Origin of the sequence: Mesorhizobium intechi (assembly GCF_002879535.1) — a bacterium.
Taxonomy (GTDB): domain Bacteria; phylum Pseudomonadota; class Alphaproteobacteria; order Rhizobiales; family Rhizobiaceae; genus Mesorhizobium; species Mesorhizobium intechi.
The window spans coordinates 1-3,623 of sequence record NZ_PNOT02000010.1 but is presented as its reverse complement, the minus strand read 5'-3'; the positions used below and the strand labels follow the sequence as shown (position 1 = coordinate 3,623).

1 protein-coding gene is annotated in these 3,623 nt (G+C 63.5%); it reads left to right on the top strand.

Annotated features, from left to right (window positions below; genetic code table 11):
* On the top strand, positions 1-3,623 hold a 3,623-nt coding region (locus C1D09_RS00710), incomplete at both ends, for a non-ribosomal peptide synthetase (protein WP_143972522.1).

Sequence of the window (3,623 nt, the reverse complement as noted above, 5' to 3'; positions counted from 1 at the left end):
CTTCGGGACCGAGCTGGGACTGACGGCGCAGGTCGTGGAAGCGGTGTCGGGGGATCGCGTCATCGGGCTGATGCAGCGGGCGCTGGAAAGCTTGGCGCAGGCGCTTGAAGAGGCGCCGGAGATGCCGCTGCGATCGCTGGACGTGCTTCCGCAAGACGAGCGCGAGCTGGTGCTCGAGACCTGGAACCGGACGGAGGCTGCTTATCCGTCGGATCGGTGCATCCATCAGCTGTTCGAGGAGCAGGTGCGGAGGGATCCCACGGCAACGGCGCTCGTCTTTGAAGACCAGACGCTCACCTATGGTGAGCTGAATGAGCAGGCCAATCGCCTGGCGCATCGTCTGATCGGGCTTGGCGTGAAGCCTGACGACCGGGTTGGGCTGTGCGTGGAGCGCAGCATGGTGATGGTTGTGGGCCTGCTCGGCGTGCTGAAGGCGGGCGGGGCCTATGTGCCGCTCGACTCGGCCTATCCGCGCGAGCGGCTTGGTTGGCTGGTCGGCGATGCCGACCCACGCCTGTTGCTGGTCGACAAGCCGGGGCGCACAGCACTGGGCGAGGCGCTGATCGGTCGCGAAGTGATCGCGCTGGACGGGGCGCAGGGGGCTGACGAGATTCACCTCGACACCAACCCCGAGGTGCTTGGCCTGACACCGCGTCACCTCGCCTATGTCATCTACACCTCAGGCTCCACCGGCAAGCCCAAGGGCGTCATGGTCGAGCATGGCGGGTTGGCCGAGCATATTCTCGCCAGCGTCCACAAATATCGGATCACCTCTGGCGATCGGGTGCTCCAATTCGCGAGCACGAATTTCGACCCTTCGATCGAACAGGCATTTTCCGCCTTAATCACGGGCGCGGCTCTGGTCATTCGACCAAACGAACTATGGTCGCCTGATAAACTGAGTGCGGAGATAGTACGGAATTCGATAAATGTTGCCAATATAACGCCGTCGTATTTCCATCCGGATCTGACGAAGTGCCTTCGGCTTCTTATCGTTGGGGGTGACGCGTTTTCAGTAAGCAAGCTGAAATCGATTGATTCGGATTGCATTGTCTTAAATGCATACGGACCGACTGAAACAACGGTAACCGCTACGACTTTCGATCTGAGCAGCGGGCCATTGAAGGCCGTCCCCGAGGGCAGCTATGTTTCGATCGGAAAACCGATTTCGAGCAAGAAAGTCTACATTCTTGACGCCGGTCTTGAGCCTGTTCCAATCGGTGTCGCAGGTGAGCTCTATATTGGCGGTGGGGGTGTTGCGCGTGGCTACCTGAACCGTCCGGAGTTGACGGCGGAACGGTTCGTGGCGGATCCCTACAGCGGCGACCCACAAGCGCGGCTGTACCGGACAGGCGACCTTGTGCGCTGGGCGGCCGACGGCAATCTGGAGTTTTTGGGGCGCCTTGACGAGCAGGTGAAGATCCGGGGTTACCGGATCGAGCCGGGAGAGGTTGCGGCGCGACTGGTCGAGCATGCGCTGGTGCGCGAAGCGGTGGTGATCGCACGCGAAGACACGCCTGGCGACAAGCGGATCGTTGCCTATGTCGTGGCCAAGGATGAGGCCAAGAGCGATGCTGGTGGCGAACTTGCTGCGGTGTTGCGGGCGCATCTGAGTGCAACCCTGCCGGAGTACATGGTACCGGCGGCCTATGTGACCCTTGAGGCCTTGCCGCTGACACCAAACGGCAAGCTCGACCGCAGGGCATTGCCGGCGCCGGACGAAGAGGCCTATGCGCGTGGCCTCTACGAGGCGCCGCAGGGCGAGGTCGAGACGATCCTTGCCGGGATCTGGCAAGAGCTGCTGGGTGTCGAGCAGGTCGGACGCCAGGACAGCTTCTTCGAACTCGGCGGCCATTCGCTGCTGGCGGTCAGGCTGGTCAACCGCATACAGCAGACGTTCGGCGCGAAACTGGCGCTGACGGCGTTGTTTGTCGCGCCAAGCCTCACCGGCGTCGCGGCGGCGGTGGAGGAGCAACTGGTCGGATCCGGCTCCGATCATTTGCCCTCAATCGCGCGCGTCGATCGATCCGGCGCCCTGTTGCCGTCCTACGCGCAGGAGCGGCTGTGGTTCCTGTCTCAGCTGGAGGGCGGAAGTGCCGCCTATCACGTCCCGTTGGCACTGCGTCTGCAAGGAGAACTGAATCGGCCAGCGTTTGGCCGAGCGCTGGATGAAGTGTGGGCGCGGCACGAGACGTTGCGCAGCATGTTCGTGACGCAGGATGGCAAGGCGTGGGTTGCGTTCCTGGCATCGGAGCACGGGCTGCCGTTGGCGGAGCACGACCTGCGGGGTGAGAAGGACGCCAAGGGGCGTCTCGCGGCGCTGAGCCGGGAGGAGTTTACCGCACCATTCGACCTGGAGCGCGGTCCACTGATACGCGCCCGGCTGTTCCGTGCGGCCGAGAGCGAGCACGTGCTGCTTGTAACGCAGCATCATATCGTGTCGGACGGCTGGTCGATGGGCATCCTGCTCAAGGAGGTGGGAACTTTATACGCCGCGTTCAGCCGCGGAGAAGAGAGCCCGCTGGATGAACTCCCAGTGCAGTATCCCGACTATGCGGTCTGGCAGCGGCAATGGCTGAGCACCGAGCGTCACGCCAGGCAGGCCCAGTACTGGCGCGATACATTGCGGGATGCGCCGGTGGTGCTGAACCTGCCGACGGATCGACCGCGTCCGGCCCAGCAGAGCTTCCTCGGCTCCAGCGTGCCGGTTCGGCTCGATGAAGAGCTGACGCGGGACCTGAAGCGCCTGAGCCTTCGGCATGGGGTGACGCCGTTCATGGTGGTTCTGGCGGCCTGGGCGTTGGTCCTGTCGCGCCTGTCGGGCCAGGAGGATATCGTCATCGGGACGCCGACGGCCAATCGCGGACGCCGCGAGATCGAAGGACTGATCGGCTTCTTCGTCAACACGCTGGCGCTGCGCGTGGACGTGTCGGGCGAGCCGGATGTCGCAGCCCTTTTGGAACGTGTCCGCTCGGCGGCGCTGGGCGCGCAGGATCACCAGGATCTGCCGTTTGAGCAGGTCGTGGAGATCGTGCAGCCGCCGCGACGGCTGGAACACACGCCGGTGTTCCAAGTGCTGCTGACCTGGCAGCCCCCTGTGGAAGACCGCCTCGCCTTGCCCGGCCTCACGATCGAGCCTGCCCGCGTGGCCTATGAGGTGTCGAAGTTCGATCTTGAGCTCGAACTGGCCGAGATCGGCAATGAGCTTGTCGGAGAACTTGGCTACGCGACGGCATTGTTCGATCGCGAGACGATCGAACGGCATATCGGATATCTGGAAGTCGCGCTGCGGGGTCTTGTGGCGGAAAGGCAAGGCCTGGTCGGCCGGACCAGTCTACTGTCAGCGCAAGAGCGCGAGCTGGTGCTCGAGACCTGGAACCGGACGGAGGCTGCTTATCCGTCGGATCGGTGCATCCATCAGCTGTTCGAGGAGCAGGTGCGGAGGGATCCCACGGCAACGGCGCTCGTCTTTGAAGACCAGACGCTCACCTATGGTGAGCTGAATGAGCAGGCCAATCGCCTGGCGCATCGTCTGATCGGGCTTGGCGTGAAGCCTGACGACCGGGTTGGGCTGTGCGTGGAGCGCAGCATGGTGATGGTTGTGGGCCTGCTCGGCGTGCTGA